The following is a 14,659-nucleotide window of genomic DNA, read 5'->3' as shown; positions in this document are numbered from 1 at the left end:
TGTCCTGTCAAAAAGAATTGTTATCGAGATTGAGTTTATCTTTGTATTATAGGTCGAGCATCCTGCGGCGTTTAATGAATTCTGCGGAATTCTCCGTGCGTAAGCGCGGGGGTGGATAGCGGCCGGCCGAATGTCAATTCGGCCGTTGATTTTTGATATATCTCTCGATAATGGCAGTTGTTGCTCCGTCTCCAACTGAAATTACACAGTAACTTTTTGTCCAAAAGCGTTTGCCCCAAAGCATCCTTCGATTCTGATTGAAGAATTCTTGCCGATTTTTCAGAGATGATATGGTTTTTAGTTTATTTGAAAGGCAAATTGTCGGAGGCTAAGAGATCAATAGATGAACATGATCTTCTTCTCCCGAGCACTCCAAAGGCCTGACTTGATCCCGTTGACACAAGTCAGCAAAAATTTCCCTAGATCGTTGATGAAATAACTATTCGCCTGTAAGCTACTACGAAGATCAAGTGAGCTTTGAGATTGAAAACACAATGAGAACCGGTAGATAACTGCATATGATTCAAAGAGTCGAGCGACACGTTATTCGTAAAAACAATGCTAACTGGCAAGCCTGCCACAAGCTTTGTTCATTGTCGCGCAAGCTCGGCAACTGCGCAGTCTATCTGCTTAGACATCGTGTCTTTGAAAAGGCGCCTGTACTGACACGCAAAGAACTGGATGCTGAACTCAGGCATCAATACGGCAGTGACTATCGAGCCATGCCGTCGGCGGCTTCCGCGCAGAGGCAAGGACAAGTCATAGCCAAACAGTTCAAAGGTTTCTCCAAGGCGGCCGTTGAATACTCGAAGCACCCTGAGAAGTTTCAGGGGAAGCCTCGGCTACCGGGCTATAGGAGGGGATATCGAACGTTCTATGTCGGCCGCAACGGCTATCAAATCCGTGATTATCAACTGACAATCACGGGTGGGAAAGATATCGATTTTTCTCCCATTCGTGTAGTTTGCTGTAAACATCAGGAGTTCAACGCCAAAGCGGAGGAAGCAGTTACGGGCGATCTGAGAATTATTCCGATGGGAAATACATTTATTGTGGAGCTGACTTATCGTGTCGGTAAGGATGAGTGTAAAAATTCAAGAAGCGTCGCTTTGAATCCGAATGAAGCTTTGTGCTGTGATTTAGGTATTGATAATTTTGCAACTTTCGTTTCGACCAAACCCGGAATCAGGCCGTTTTTGGTCAAAGGCAAAATACTGAAGAGCATCAATCAGCAGTACAACAAACAAGTCGCTGAACTGAGAAGTAAGAAACACTATGAACACATTCGAATAAAAGGAGTCAAACGTTATTATCAGCTCCAAGACTGGATGCACAAGGCCAGCCGTTTGGCTGTCAACTTTTGTCTGGCGCATGATTTAGGACGCATTGTCATTGGTACCAATAGAAACTGGAAACAGAGTGTGAACCTCGGCAAGCGAAACAATCAGAATTTTGTCATGCTCCCGCATGCTAGGTTTATTGAGATGGTCCGGTATAAGGCTGAAGAATACGGCATTCAAGTGACAGTGCGGGAGGAAAGCTACACCTCTAAGGCCAGTGCGCTAGACATGGATGTCATTGCTGATTTCGACCCGAAGCAAGGCAAGACAAAGCCGGTATTTTCGGGAAAGAGAATCAAGCGCGGCCTCTATCGATCGTCAGACGGACATTTGATCAATGCCGATATCAATGGCGCAGCCAATATCGGCCGAAAAGAACTCGGGGATGAGTGGCTCAAAAAGCTGCTCGAACTCGATGGGGGCGTCTTTGTGGACACGCCCGCAATTGTACGAAACCTGCATGCATGTATGGGTGTTCGCCAATTGCTAGAAATGGGAGCACGCTCCCATGAAACCTCGCACGTGAGTGTGAGGTAGTTCATGAATATTTCACAATCATGCAGTCTGCCTGAGGCTGAATCGGGTTAATACGGATTGAGTGACAAATCTGTTAAGGATAAATTGAAAAAGAAGGATACATTCCTTTTACACAAGTTCATGGCTAGGATTGCGATCCACGCACTCCTTTAACGTTCGCCGTCGTCGTGGGCACTTCAATAACGCAGCAGGCGTCAATAAGTGTTCTGGACGGCCTGTTCATTTTTAGGAGTTGTCATGAAAAAAATAATTGTCGCCGCTCTCTGTTCCGTGTTTTCTCTTCACTGCTACGCAGCCGACAGTGTTTCTCACGCTTCTGCGCCTAAGGGCTCGTCTGTTAAAGAAATTACCAACATTGATGCCGTTACTTCAGCTTCAATTGTTCCGAAGCAGCTTCGTAAACCGATCGTTCAGACAGGCTTTACTGACGGAAGCGCTAAAAAAGTCCTTTTTGTTGTAGGTGATCCTCGTCTGGATTCTTCGCTTGAAGGTTTTCTTGTCGCGACAGCCGCTGAATTTTTCAAGAAGAAAGGTTATGAAGTTGAAGTACGCGACCTATACAAAATAGGTTTTAATCCCGTTCTGACTGCTGAGAATTTCTATCATGCCAAGGACGGATTTGGTAAGACGCCCGATGATATTAAGCCGGAGCAGGCGTTAGTTTCCAAAGCTGACTACATCATTTTCTGTTATCCGAACTGGCATGACAGTCCCAACGCTATTACCAAAGGCTACATGGAGCGAGTTTTCTCCAAACAGTTCGCTTATAGAGACACACCCAAAGGACTGGAAGTCATGCTGAAAGGCAAAGGCGTTTATACCATTATGAACGCCGGATGGCTTGGAGGCGGTCAGGGCGACGTAGGAGACGGCATCGGTAAGCTTGATAAGGTTTGGGACAAGTATCTCGGAGCTTACAAGGTTGTTGACGACGATACGGCAGGTTTTTGGGGCACAGCGAACCTCGGCCGCTTTGTCAACGACCAGAGTCCCTCGAACACGGATCCTCAGTATGCCCAGAAGCTGAAGGCGTTAGGGGAGCTCCTGGATCAGCATCTGCAGAGAGACTTCTTCCAAAGACCTGAGAAGAAGTAAAACGCGCGATTTGAATTCGCACTAAGAGGAGCTTCTGAGGTGGAAGCTCTTCGCTTATGGACTCTTCAAGTGCATTGAGTTCAAGTCCCGAACCTTTCCGCAGCCAGGCAGCGTCTCAATCCGTTGAGAAAGCGATCAAAAGGCATAAGAAAAGGGCAGTGCAATTAACTTTTGCAGCTGCCCTTTGATTAGAGGACTGAATTAACGGCTACCACATCTTTTCCTGAGAACCGGCGATATCGCAGTGCGAAGCGATATAGCGAAGCTTCGGTTTGGTACCGGCTTTCTCATTAAGCGCAACAGACTTAGCCAGCATGGCTTTCTGTTCATCAGTCAGGTTGTCATAATCGACGAAACTCAGCGCTTTAATTGCGCAGGCTTCTACGCACTTAGGCACAAGGCCTTCGGACGTTCTGTGAACACAAAGCGTGCAGCGTTCGGCTTTGCCCGCGGGTCTCTGCTGATGCGCTTTGAGCGGAACGGCAGCGAGGACAGGAGCGTCAAAGTACTCTGTTTTGCCTTCACGATTAAATTTCGGAGCGCCGTACGGGCAGGCAGCTGCGCACATGCCGCAGCCGATGCATTTGGCGGCGTCTACTAAAACTTCGCCGTGCGGACCCTTAAAGATCGCCTTGGCAGGACATACCGGCAGACATGCCGGATTATCGCAGTGCTGGCAGCTGACGCGGAAATAATTGATGATCATTTCCGTCGGGTTTTCGATGCGGTGGATCTGATTCCACTGAATGCCGGGCGCTACTTTGTTTTCTTCCTTGCAAGCCACAAAGCAAGCCTGACAGCCGATACATTTGTCGACATCGACAATCATTCCATATTGACTCATGTTTAGGCCTCCTTAGTGATTTGGACTGTCGTTTCGAAATACGGGGCGTAGCCGGAGAGCTTGTCCCATACACGAGGAATCAGGACCTGAGAGTTCTGATCGCCTCTCCAGCCGTACTGCATGCCTGCAGTGCCCGGAGGAGCGATGATAGAGACTCTGGCCTGAGCTCTTGCCTGGCCATACTGGTTCTTGATCAGAACCTTATCGCCTTCCTTGATGCCTCTTGCTTCAGCATCTTTCGGGTTGATATCGATGGTAGACATCGGCTCGATTTCCAACAGATAGGGAGAATCCGTACGGGTCTTAGAGTGTGTGATGTACGGTTTTCTTGTGCCATTGATGAGTTTGATCGGGTACTCCTGAGTCGGCTGGAACGGTTCCACGTAAATCGGAATGGTTCCGAGATTGTGCATCTTGGTGATGCTGGAGGAGAGTTCAATCTTGCCGGTCGGAGTATCGAAGCCCGGCTGACCGTCGTGACGCAGCAGACCTTTTTCGTATTTGAGCGGCTGCTGTTTCGGACCTTCAACCTTGGTCATGTTCGGAAGATTCTTCTGGCAGTCTGCGTATGTGGTACCCCATTCTTTCAGCATAGAGTCGCAGGCCTTCAGCACGTCTCCGTCAAAGAAGTGCTTCGGATCATCCACGAGACAGCCGATCTGAAGCGCGATCCACCAGTCTTCTTTCGCTTCGCCCATCGGTTTGGTCGGAGTACGGACGGAAACCATGTTGCCGCCGTGGTTGCCGAACGGAGCGTAACGCTCGAAGTTCATCGCCGCGGGCAGAATGATGTCCAGATCACGGTGCGAAATATCTCTGTAGAAATAATCAGTCGCGAACGAGAAATCCATATTCTTAATGGCTTCAGCGTACTGATCGGGCTGCGGCCAAATCATGACGTTGTAGCCGAATCCGCAGAAAGCGCGGATTTTGCCGTTTTTCACATGCTCGGGCAGCTGATTCGGGTTGAACTGAACCTGTGTATGGTTCCAGACCGGCACGAAGTCTTTATCAAGACGATCTTTCTTGTGTTCCTTGAACCACTTGTAATCCACAAAGTCTTCAGTCAGACCGTTGTCATGGACGATATAGCCTTTAGGTCCGACGCCAAAGAGCGCTCCGCCGGGGATATCAACAAAGCCGAGGATGGCCGGGATGTTTAAAAGTGCACGGGCGTTGTTGACGCCGTTCGTACTGTGCGAGAGCGACTGAGAGGTAAGGGCGAAGCTGCCGGGTCCCTGCGCATAGAGACGAGCAGCTTTAACGACGAGCTCAGCGGGAACACCGGTGAGTTCCTCGGTCTTTTCAGGAGTGAAGTCCTTACAGTAATTTCTGTATTCCTCAACGCCATGGACCCACTTGTCGCAAAACTCTTTGTTATAGAGGCCTTCCTCAAACAGAACACGGCAGATGCCTGCACCGAGTGCGGCGTCTGTTCCTTGACGCGGCTGAAGGTGCACTGTGGCAAGTTCAGCTGTTTTAGTTCTTCTCGAGTCAATGACGATAATGTTGACGCCGCGTTTCTTGGCGGCATTGATCATGTTCCACCAGCCGTGCGGTTTGGACCATGCGCCGTTAGTTGCCATGACCATGTAGGATTTTGTCTTCGGACCGCAGCCGCCGCCTGAGTATTCGGAGCCGTAAACCAGCTGTTCAGCCAACAGAGAACCCTTGCGGCAGGCGACAGAGGATTCTGTCGCATAATGATAGGTGCCGAGGTAGCGCGCAAGACGCATAGCGGCCGGACGCGGTTCTTTCGGGTCGCCGCAGAAAACAAGAATTTTTTCCGGTCCGTATTTTTCCTTGATCGCTTTCAGATTTGAAGCGATGGTTGCAAGGGCTTCTTCCCAGCTGATACGGACGAATCCCGGATCCTCGCTTCCTTTGGGATTGGTTCGCTTCATCGGGTAGAGAAGCCGGTTCGGATTGTAAAGTCTTTGCAGTGTGGCAAGACCCTTATTGCACAAAAGTTTACCGTTATGTTCCTTCCAGTTGCCGACAGAAACAACAGTATTGCCTTGTTTTTGGAAACGAATTCCGCACATCGGCATCTGGTTGCAGTTGTCGCAGATAGTGTAGCCAAACTCAAGTCCTTCCTGGGCTTGTGCTGACCCGGTGAAGAATTGTCCGGCAGCGCTGACCGCAGACAGGGCGGGGATGGATTTAAGGATTGTTCGGCGTGTTAAGCCTACTCCTTTTTGATTTGACATTTTGTCGATCTCCTTGGGGTGAGATTGCATAGTAATACCGCTGATGCGGCATGACATTATTTTCTGATTTTTCATTATTCCGAGCTATAGCGAGAAGTTGTTATCAGAGGGTCACTGCATCAGTGATTTCACTTGAAAATATTTTTTAATAATTGGTTGTATGGGTTATTTCTTTGAAAAAAGCTAAATATTTTTATTAGTTCGGAGACAGAACTTTTGATTAGTATTTTTACTACCAAAGCTGTTTGGTAGTTGGATTTCGATCTCTTTGTTAGCTCATCCGAATTTAAATTCTGTTGCGCACTCCTATCAATTTTTTTCGGTCGATGCGGATATCACGATTCATTGGAAGCGGAAATTGGGAACAAGATGGTGAGGTGAAGCCTCAAAGAGATTAAAACGCAGCGGGTAGAGCGGCGGTCCCGTATTGTAGTGGAGCGGCACGGAGATTGGTACCGTTTGTTAGAGAAAGCGGAAATAATGAATTTAGATAATAAAAACATCACGTTATGGATTGGAGAGAAGACGGGAAAGCGAAGTCCTTTACGGTTCACTTCAGAAGAAAAGATAGTTGGATTTACCCTAAATGCGGAGGAAAGCTCCGTCCTTCAGGGCGGAGAGAACGTTAAGTTCCAAGGATTGAGCGGCTTTCCGATGTTTTCTTCTACAATCGTGCTGTGCGCCAAAACTTATTGGAATGGCGTGTTATTTTTAAAAATTTGTTAATTTTCCAGCGCTTCAAACACCGTTTGACAGAAATGAACTCGCTTCTTCAGAGATACTTTGGATTTAACCCGGCAGAGACGACAATCAGGACTGAAATCATTGCCGGCGTCTCAACGTTCCTTACCATGGCCTACATCTTGGCCGTAAACCCGACCATCCTCGGAGTAACCGGGATGGATAAAGGAGCGCTATTTGCAACGACCGCGATTACTTCAGGCATTGCGACTCTTATCATGGCGCTTCACGCCAAAATGCCTTTCGGCTTGGCCCCGGGTATGGGCATCAATGCCTTCTTTGCTTATACGGTTTGCCTGTCAATGGGGCATACGTGGCAATTCGCTCTGACTGCTGTGCTTCTAGAAGGTTTGATATTCATTTTCCTAACTGTCACAAATATCCGAGAAAAGATTGTTTACTCCCTACCGCCGAGTATTCAAAAGGCGATTGGTGTCGGTATCGGTCTTTTTATTGCGTTTATCGGCCTGCAGAATGCCGGAATTTCCGTTAAAAACGATGCGACCTTAGTTGCTTTAGGTCAGATTTTCCAGCCGGGCGTCCTGCTCGTAATTATCGGTTTGATTTCCACCTCTGTTCTTCTGGTCAAGAATATCCCGGGCGCGCTGCTGATCGGAATCGCGATTACGACGATTTGCGGCATACCTTTCGGGCTGACTCATTTAGACGGCATTGTTTCCATGCCGCCTTCGGTTGAACCGATTTTTATGCAGTTCGAATGGCACAACATATTCACTGTGGATATGGTGATGGTTGTATTTTCATTCCTGTTCATGGATCTGTTTGATACTTTAGGCACTCTGGTCAGCCTTTTGTATAAGGGCGGCTACGTTAAAGACGGCAGGATGCCGAGAATGAAGGAGAGTTTTTTTGCCGATGCGGTAGGAACTACGATCGGAGCCTGCTTTGGGACAAGCGCGATCTCTACGTATGTGGAAAGTGCGGCTGGTGTTTCCGTTGGAGGAAAGTCAGGTTTAACCTCTCTCGTTATTGCGGTTTGCTTCTTCCTGTCTCTTTTCCTGGCTCCTCTTTTCTTATCAATTCCTGCTCAGGCGACTGCACCGGTTTTAATTTTGGTAGGCTTCCTGATGATCTCTTGCATCAAAGAGATTGATTTGGAAGACTATGCGGAGGCGATTCCTGCGTTCATCTGTATCATCACGATACCGTTAACTTACAGCATCGCAAACGGAATTGTTTTCGGACTGCTGAGCTACGTACTGATTAACCTGATCTCAGGTAAGTTCAAGAAGATCCGCATCGAGATGTATCTTCTTTCGGTCTTCTTTATTGTGATGCTCTTCCTCCACTAATTTAAAGTTATTGGATTTAGTTATTCGGAAAAATCCTCGCTTTTGTGATGCTTCGCTATTTTGCTGTATACAAAACGGGGATTTTTTCTTATTTTTTTAATGGTTTCTCAATATATCCCTTGAGTACCAAGGCGTTATCAGATATTAGATTCTAGCGGCTTCGTAGTTCAACGATTCATCGGATTTTAAGGCTTCTTCCAAGATCTCTAACTAAAGAGCCGTGACTCTTAAGACGCGTCATTGGCTCCAGGTCTCACGATCTCCAGACATCAGTGTCAATTTCCAGAAGAGGCTTGTATTCTCCGCAAGCTGTGCTTCTTTCTGAGTTTGCAACCATACACTGATACTGATGTATTCAACGGAATGACACGGAACAGAGTGAGGGCTTCTACCGCCCGTTTCACAGAGAATTTCAATGTATTCTCTTTCAGCTGCTTCTGTATCAAACGGGTTAGGATAAGACTGAGACAGCACAATACAAAATGATCTTGTATGTCCACTCGTACACCGCTCGTCTGGCTTCTAAGACACTAAAGTTATTTTCGATTCTCCGGAGCTGTCGAAGCAGCGCATAAATTACGCTCGCATTCTGTTCTTCTAATGTTGGTTAGCAAGGCTGTGTAACTGCTCCATTTATGCAGTCGCTGAAAAGCGTTTCACTAAATTAAGTTCCCTAAGGTTTCCTCCTCGCCAAGGCGAGCAAACTGAGAAGAGCGCAGGGGATGGGACGTAGGACAAAAAAAGCCCGAGTATGTACCCGAGCTTTTTTCCATGCCTTTTATAAGGCAGGTGCTGCAGAATTAGGCCATAGCCTTGATAGCAGCAACGAGGCGGCTCTTATGACGAGCAGCTGCGTTTTTGTGCAGAACGCCTTTGTCAGCCATTGAGTCAATAACGGACTGAGCGGTCTTGTAAGAAACCAGTGCAGCTTCTTTGTCGCCGGTCAGGATGACTTTGCGAACGTTCTTGATAGCTGTACGATAGCGAGAGCGCTGAGCGGAAAGATGCTTGTTGCGAGCAACTGCCTGAATAGCGCGCTTGCGAGCTTGCTTAGTATTTGCCATTGTTTATTTTCCTTGCCTATGCGAGTGGCGTCTTCAATCTTTACCGGTCGCCACTAGCAATACTACGGGCTCGGCCGGTTAGGTTAATCAAATTTGCTCTTTCTCAAATGAAAAAGAACCATACGAAAGAGCAGGATTATATAAAAAAAACCTCCTGTTATCAACCGGGAGGCAATTGTCTGTTAGGCACACAAAACTTTGCGAAGTAGTTCCAACATGGGTTGTTTTACTGCTAGGCACTAAGGTAAAGAACTCTGAGGTGAAAGCTAAGGGATTCAAGTGCTTCCTGACTGAATACAACAAAGAGTTCAAGGTTAATCCTTTAGATGAGCACATGGCGTTCACAGCCCGCTTTCTATAAGCAAAGAATACGTGTTAGAGATAGTACCTTATCCAAGCAACTGACATTCTCATTTTAAGAGGTCAATAATCCAAGTGCTGGGATTTTTAACCTCGCAAAATCGCTTAGGCCTAACCAACAGAGAGACAATTGACTTTTTCGATAACTTCAGCTTCTTGTGTCAGAAGCAGATTTTGGAAGCGCTCTCGCCTATATTGTGGACGGAAGATAGGATTGTTTCTTTCGGGCAGTGCCGTCATAGGCATAGCGTCGCCTGGCTGTCAAGGACTGTTACAATCCTGTTCTTACAGTATTTTTGTTTTGGTACAGACGTGAGCATCTTTCGCAACGCCGCGGTTATATCCGGCATGACACTTTTATCTCGTATCACAGGTCTGATTCGAGACATCCTTATTGCCCGAGTTTTTGGCGTAAGCGGAGATACGGATGCCTACTATGTTGCCTTCAGACTGCCGAATTTATTGCGCAGGCTCTTTGCCGAGGGAGCGTTTCAGCAGGCATTTGTACCGATGCTCGCGGATGTCCGAAGTACACGCTCGCCTCATGAGGCTAAGTCATTTATCGACAAAGTTGCCTCTCTGCTGGCGTTTGTAGTTTTAGTCGTCAGCATACTTGGCGTTTTGGCCGCACCGGTGCTCGTCTGGGTAATTGCCTCAGGTCTCACCGAGGAGCCGACGACTTTTGATACGGCTGTACAGCTTACGCGGTACATGTTTCCGTATATCTTCTTCATGTCAATGGTCGCGCTGAGCTCGTCCATTCTTAATACATGGAAACACTTTGCGATACCGGCGGCGGTTCCGATTCTCTTAAACCTCTCGCTGATTACCGCGACGCTTTTTATTGCGCCTCATTTAGAACGTCCGATTTTTGCACTGGCAATCGGTGTAATGTCCGGCGGATTTCTTCAGCTTTTTGTTCAGATTCCTCAGTTGGTGAAGCTCGGTCTTTTTCCGAGATTCATCAATCCGATAACCGCAGCTAAAGATCCATCCGTTCGCCGCGTGCTCAAATTAATGGTGCCGTCGCTTTTTGGTGTTGGCGTCGCTCAGATTTCCATCCTGATCAACACAAATATCGCGTCTTTTCTTCAGGAAGGGTCGGTGACTTGGCTTGCGTACGCCGATCGCCTCATGGAATTTCCGACTGCGCTTTTAGGAGTCGCCTTGGGTACAGTTCTTCTGCCGAGTCTTTCAGCAGCCTTTTCCAAAGGACTGAAGGAGCGCTACAACGCGCTATTGGATTGGGGGCTTAAATTGGTGGCGGCTTTTGCGATTCCTGCCGCAATTGGTTTGGCGATGCTTGGGGAAGGGCTGGTTGCAGTTCTCTTCCAAAGCGCCCGCTTTAACGCCAATGATGTCTTTCAGACTTCGACGGCGGTGCTCGGCTACTCCTGCGGTCTGATTGGGCTGATCGGCATTAAGATCCTCGCGCCCGGTTTTTACGCGCAGAAAGATATCAAGACACCGGTGAAGATTGCATGTACGGCGCTCGTTGTGACTCAGATTTTCAATTTGATCAATGTTCCGCTGTTTTCTCACGCGGGGCTTGCGCTTTCTGTCGGTATGGGAGCCTGCTTTAATGCGGGTGTGCTGATGCTGACGCTTAGGAAACGAGGCGTTTTCACGCCGCTTGCCGGCTGGAAAAAGCTCTTTATTGCTATCTTTGTCGGCGCCGCGCTGCTCGTTGTTTATTTGGGCGTGATTCAGCACTATGTGGTTTGGACAGAGCTCACCTGCGCCTGGATTCTCAAGGTCGCACTAATTCTTGCGGTGGTTGTCGGTGCGGCGGTGCTGTATCTTGGAACACTCGCCGCTTTCGGTTATCGAATCTCGGATCTGAAAGTCAGTGAAGTCGACTAGATCCGAGAGTCTCGTTATTCTCTGGTGACGTCGACGCCGTGCTTGAAGGGTAGCATGATCGGAAAAGCGACTAAGTCATCGTCGTCCATGGTCATGAGTGCTTCAGGGCCGTCTTTGGCGCTGTTGTATGCGTAATTCAGCTTGGCGTATACATCCTGAATTCCGTCATCAAGTGTTTCCTTGACGGCATCGGGATTGTCTTCAACATAGGCGATTAAATTTTCCAGCGCTTCTTTAGCGTCGTTGAGTGTCGCTAAAACCCATTCGGGATCGTATTCAGTTTTGTAGTCGTCCATAACCGTCTCAATTAAAGTGGATCTGATTAGTTTAGTCAGTTTTGGCTTGCGGATAGCGTTTTTTGCATGAGTACTGAATCCAGCCAGCGGTCAAATTTAAATCCGACGTTTTTCAGAGTGCCGACATGCTCAAAACCGCAGTGTTTATGCAGACCGATTGACGCTTTATTCTCAGAGTCGCCGATGATGGCGATCATCTGAGAGAATCCGCGAATTTCGCACTCAGAGATCAGCGAGGTGAGAAGCTGTGTGCCGACGCCGACGGACCGGCATTCAGGGTGGACGTAAATCGAATCCTGAACGGTAAAGCGATAGGCAGCTCTCGGACGATAGGCGGACGCGTAGGCAAAGCCTAAGATCTGCCCCTCTAATTCGGCGACTAAATAAGGTGCTTTAAAAGCAAAAACCTGCTGCATTCTTCGAAGCATCTCTTTTTCATCAGGCGGATCAATCTCAAAACTTCCAGTTCCTAAAAGCACCGCCTGTTCATAAATGCTTGTAATCGCGTCGATGTCTCTTTCATGCGCGAAACGAATATTGACATCTAAGGAAACCATTTTTCTTCTCTCATAGAATATGGCAGAGATTTTAGTCGATTAAGATACAATTTCTTACAGCGTCCGCCTCTAGGGGCTCAAATAAGGAAAGGAAGTTAAATGGCAGGATCACGCATTGGAGAATACTTTGCCGTCACCAATTTCGGCGAGTCGCACGGACCGGCGATCGGGTGCGTCATTGACGGGTGTCCTCCGGGAATGGAACTCAGCGCGGAGGATATTCAGAAGCAGCTGGATCGAAGACGCCCCGGACAATCGCGGCACGTGACGCAGAGAAAAGAGAGCGACACGGTGGAAATTCTCTCGGGTCTCTACAAAGGCGTTACAACAGGGACGCCGATCGCGCTTTTGATCCGCAATGAAGATCAGCGCAGCAAGGATTATTCTGCGATTGAGAATGTGTTCAGACCGGCGCATGCCGACTATACGTATTACCGTAAGTTCGGCATCCGCGATCCGAGGGGCGGCGGAAGAAGTTCGGCAAGACTGACTGCGCCGACCGTTGCCGCCGGCGCTGTCGCCCGCAAGTGGCTGGAAAAGAACTTAGGTATTCAAATTCGGGCGTGCCTGACTAATTTAGGAGGAATACCGCTTGCTATTAAAGATTGGTCGGCGGTTGACGAAAATCCCTTTTTTACCGCGGATCCGCAGAAGGTTCCTGAGCTTGAAGCTTTTATGGACGCTTTAAGGAAGTCAGGCGATTCAGCGGGCAGTGAGGTTTACGCTGAAGCGCTTGGTGCTCCCGCGGGTCTTGGTGATCCGATCTATCGCAGGCTGGACGCCTGTCTGGCGTACGCCTTTATGGGACTGAACGCGGTCAAGGGAGTATCCATCGGAGACGGTTTTGACGTGATCGGAGCCAGAGGCACGGAAAACGCGGATCAAATGAATACCCGCTGGGAGAATGATTTTGGTTCCAACCACGCTGGCGGCATTCTCGGCGGAATTTCAAACGGTCAGCCGATAACCGCGAGAATCGCAATTAAGCCGACTCCGTCGGTTCGTACGGAACTTGATTCGATGACCGTCGACGGAGAGAACGTGCGCGTGTCGACAAAAGGACGTCATGATCCGTGTGTCGGTATTCGTGCTGCTCCGATTATTGAAGCACTTTTTGCACTGGTGCTGATGGATCAAGTTCTTGCTCAGCGCGGTCAATGCGGAAGAATAGGATGATTCGCTCGGTGAATCAGCTTCAGGCTATTTGGCAAAAGGCCGGTGATCACATTCAATCTCTGCCTCAGAGGAGGTTGTGAAAGGAACCGTTTGGTTTGTTTCGAGTCAAAAGATGCCAAGTAAGCCGGGGTTCCTTCATGCCCAAAGCGCTGAAGGAACCTCTCCGCAAAATATAGATAAGGGCTTCAGGTAATAACACAGGCCTCCGTTGAAGGTCAGTGCAAAGGAGGAGAGGGCCAAGGGATTTTGTAGATTGATTCTCGGCTGAATACCTTCTGAATCAGAGGCGTTAGAAGAGAATATTTTTTGTATTTTTGAGTTGCCCGTGCCGGTATGGCTGCAGGATGTATCAACGAAGTTTGTTGTAGTTGAGAGCGGCGCAAAGAAACAAGAGTTTGACCGGAGAAACTTTAGTCAGACACTTGCCTCTCTTCCAAAAGAAGCGGATTAGGTAAGATTGGTGATGTTGCTCTTAATCTTTTCTAACTCTTCTAAAGAGAGACAGCAGACCTTTGAGATTGTTTCCAAAGGTAGAAGGTTTGCAGCAATGAGTTTTTTGGCACAAGACAATCTCACTTCTCTTCTGCCTTCTTCTATTCCTATAGCTCTGCCTCTTGCGACAGAGCGGGCGTCAACTTCGGATAATTCATCTAGACTATCTCTATCCTTAAAGAGGCGCAGGCGTTCACCTAAAACTTCGTTTTTCATCTCGTCAGCTCCCTTACTGAAAAAATCATTCATTAATCTTCCGATCGGATCATCTCCTCGGAACCGGCCGTTGACAAAGATAATGCGAGTATCGTCTGTTAGTTGGGCTGGTCTGTTTACGGCGCCTTGAGCACGTTTGTTAACGGTTTTTCAGAAGGGTCGCGAACATTGCTGTTAGGAATGACTCTACTCGGTCTCTTTGATTTTCAGAAGTTCTTCGATAGGTAGCCCGCTGACTTCAGAGATCCTTTCTAGGGACATTTGGCCAAGCCGAATCAGTTTAGTTACGATTTCAAGTCTTTCTTCCGCTCTGCCTCTTGCGACGGAGCGGGCATCAACCTCGGATAATTCTTCCAGACCTTTTTCGCTTTCCATGAACTACCTCGCACTCACGTGCGAGGTTTCATGGGAGCGTGCTCCCATTTCTAGCGTTTCTATCGCATTTTAGAGATTCGGATAATCCTCCGCATTAGGAGGCAGCTCAATAATAAAAAGCTCCGGGGTATGGCTAACAAGCTGTATATGCGGACACGCCTACAGATCGAACCGGATTAA

General features: G+C 48.1%; 13 protein-coding genes and 1 pseudogene. 6 read left to right on the top strand and 8 right to left on the bottom strand.

Features of this window, described 5'->3' with window-relative positions; genetic code table 11:
• Positions 1 to 133 precede the first annotated feature (133 nt).
• Positions 134 to 418, bottom strand: a pseudogene (tnpA, locus tag AC6I1F_RS08030) (IS200/IS605 family transposase); the annotation flags it as partial.
• A gap of 100 nt (positions 419 to 518) precedes the next feature.
• Between tnpA and AC6I1F_RS08025 the strand changes: the two are divergent.
• Positions 519 to 1,877 carry an RNA-guided endonuclease InsQ/TnpB family protein gene (locus AC6I1F_RS08025; protein WP_497801725.1) on the top strand — a complete coding sequence of 453 codons (1,359 nt, stop codon included), beginning with the start codon at positions 519 to 521 and terminating at the stop codon, positions 1,875 to 1,877.
• A 237-nt stretch (positions 1,878 to 2,114) separates the two neighbouring features.
• A complete protein-coding gene (locus tag AC6I1F_RS08020) occupies positions 2,115 to 2,972 on the top strand; it encodes an NAD(P)H-dependent oxidoreductase (RefSeq protein WP_497801724.1) in 858 nt (285 codons plus the stop codon).
• A gap of 208 nt (positions 2,973 to 3,180) precedes the next feature.
• Here AC6I1F_RS08020 and AC6I1F_RS08015 read toward each other — a convergent pair whose 3' ends face one another.
• Together AC6I1F_RS08015 and AC6I1F_RS08010 are read right to left on the bottom strand one after the other, a co-directional pair.
• The gene (locus AC6I1F_RS08015) at positions 3,181 to 3,816 is read right to left on the bottom strand and encodes a 4Fe-4S dicluster domain-containing protein (protein WP_497801723.1); all 636 of its coding nucleotides are present in this window, start codon (positions 3,814 to 3,816) and stop codon (positions 3,181 to 3,183) included.
• Positions 3,817 to 3,818: 2 nt separating this feature from the next.
• Positions 3,819 to 6,026 carry a molybdopterin-containing oxidoreductase family protein gene (locus tag AC6I1F_RS08010; protein ID WP_160336343.1) on the bottom strand — a complete coding sequence of 736 codons (2,208 nt, stop codon included), beginning with the start codon at positions 6,024 to 6,026 and terminating at the stop codon, positions 3,819 to 3,821.
• 459 nt (positions 6,027 to 6,485) lie between these two features.
• On the opposite strand from AC6I1F_RS08010, the gene AC6I1F_RS08005 reads away from it, so the two are divergent.
• Complete coding sequence (locus AC6I1F_RS08005; RefSeq protein WP_160336342.1) at positions 6,486 to 6,752, top strand: hypothetical protein; 267 nt, start codon at positions 6,486 to 6,488, stop codon at positions 6,750 to 6,752.
• Positions 6,753 to 6,784: 32 nt separating this feature from the next.
• Positions 6,785 to 8,080: an NCS2 family permease gene (locus AC6I1F_RS08000; protein WP_160336341.1), complete on the top strand. Its 1,296-nt coding sequence runs from the start codon at positions 6,785 to 6,787 to the stop codon at positions 8,078 to 8,080.
• A gap of 800 nt (positions 8,081 to 8,880) precedes the next feature.
• Here AC6I1F_RS08000 and rpsT read toward each other — a convergent pair.
• Entirely contained in the window at positions 8,881 to 9,144 is a 264-nt protein-coding gene (rpsT, locus tag AC6I1F_RS07995) for a 30S ribosomal protein S20 (RefSeq protein WP_160335754.1), read from the bottom strand.
• Positions 9,145 to 9,816: 672 nt separating this feature from the next.
• On the opposite strand from rpsT, the gene murJ reads away from it, so the two are divergent.
• A complete protein-coding gene (gene murJ / locus AC6I1F_RS07990) occupies positions 9,817 to 11,367 on the top strand; it encodes a murein biosynthesis integral membrane protein MurJ (protein ID WP_160335753.1) in 1,551 nt (516 codons plus the stop codon).
• Between the two features lie 14 nt (positions 11,368 to 11,381).
• On the opposite strand, the gene AC6I1F_RS07985 is transcribed toward murJ, so the two are convergent.
• Complete coding sequence (locus tag AC6I1F_RS07985; protein ID WP_160335752.1) at positions 11,382 to 11,663, bottom strand: hypothetical protein; 282 nt, start codon at positions 11,661 to 11,663, stop codon at positions 11,382 to 11,384.
• Between the two features lie 35 nt (positions 11,664 to 11,698).
• On the bottom strand, positions 11,699 to 12,241 hold the full coding sequence (locus AC6I1F_RS07980) for a GNAT family N-acetyltransferase (protein WP_277612585.1): 543 nt from the start codon (positions 12,239 to 12,241) through the stop codon (positions 11,699 to 11,701).
• Positions 12,242 to 12,319: 78 nt separating this feature from the next.
• Between AC6I1F_RS07980 and aroC the strand changes: the two genes are divergently transcribed.
• The gene (gene aroC, locus AC6I1F_RS07975; RefSeq protein ID WP_160335750.1) at positions 12,320 to 13,396 is read left to right on the top strand and encodes a chorismate synthase; all 1,077 of its coding nucleotides are present in this window, start codon (positions 12,320 to 12,322) and stop codon (positions 13,394 to 13,396) included.
• Between the two features lie 447 nt (positions 13,397 to 13,843).
• On the opposite strand, the gene AC6I1F_RS07970 is transcribed toward aroC, so the two are convergent.
• Both AC6I1F_RS07970 and AC6I1F_RS07965 read right to left on the bottom strand, forming a co-directional pair.
• Positions 13,844 to 14,137, bottom strand: a complete 294-nt coding sequence (locus AC6I1F_RS07970; RefSeq protein ID WP_160335749.1) for a hypothetical protein — start codon at positions 14,135 to 14,137, stop codon at positions 13,844 to 13,846.
• 153 nt (positions 14,138 to 14,290) lie between these two features.
• A complete protein-coding gene (locus tag AC6I1F_RS07965; RefSeq protein WP_160335748.1) occupies positions 14,291 to 14,479 on the bottom strand; it encodes a hypothetical protein in 189 nt (62 codons plus the stop codon).
• Positions 14,480 to 14,659 lie beyond the last annotated feature (180 nt).

It is taken from the genome of Parasutterella sp. St.1A3 (assembly GCF_059728705.1).
Note: the sequence above shows the minus strand (reverse complement) of the source record. Positions and strands in the feature narration are given on the sequence as shown.